The sequence below is a fragment of the Moraxella sp. genome, from assembly GCF_024227015.1.
In the GTDB taxonomy this organism is placed as follows: domain Bacteria; phylum Pseudomonadota; class Gammaproteobacteria; order Pseudomonadales; family Moraxellaceae; genus Moraxella.
Window position 1 is genome coordinate 1 of the sequence record NZ_JAAELD010000356.1, and the last position, 657, is coordinate 657.

Below are 657 nucleotides of genomic sequence, written 5' to 3' on the forward strand. Positions count from 1 at the left end.
CGGTTTATCGATTTTTGCATCAACAAAACCTGGTGCATCTGCCGGTTAAAAGGCCTGTGGATCGGCGCAAGTTTGAAGCCGAGTTGCCCAACGACCTATGGCAAAGCGATGTGATGCACGGTCCTAAAGTCGATGTTAACGGTAAGATGCGAAAAAGCTATCTGATTGCCGTCATCGATGATCACAGTCGCTTGATTGCCCACGGTGAATTTTACCTGTCAGAAGCCCTGGTCTGTTATCTGGATGCCTTTGAAAATGCCCTGGCTAAAAGGGGGGTGCCCCGCAAGCTTTACGTGGACAATGGCGCCGCGTTCCGCAGCCGACACCTGGAGTATATCAACGCCTCATTAGCCATCGCACTGATTCATTCCAAACCCTACCAACCCCAGGGGCGTGGCAAAATCGAACGCTTTTTTAGAACCGTGCGTGGGCAGTTTTTAACCGGCTTTAAAGGCCAAACGTTAAATGAACTCAATGAAGCCTTTGATGGCTGGCTGAGCAACATCTACCATCAACGAAAACACAGCAGCACCAAGCAAACCCCCATTGAACGCTTTGCGGCCAACTTGCAGTGTCTGAGAGCCGCTCCGGATAACTTACATGACTATTTTCGCAAAGTGGCCCGCAGAAAGGTCAACAAAGACCGCAGTATCACCC

The 657-nt window shown here is 50.4% G+C and carries 1 protein-coding gene; it reads left to right on the top strand.

Going from position 1 to position 657, the window contains the following annotated elements; genetic code table 11:
* Window positions 1-657, top strand: a 657-nt coding sequence (locus GY683_RS07980) for a DDE-type integrase/transposase/recombinase (protein WP_297288227.1), incomplete at both ends; no start/stop codon positions are given.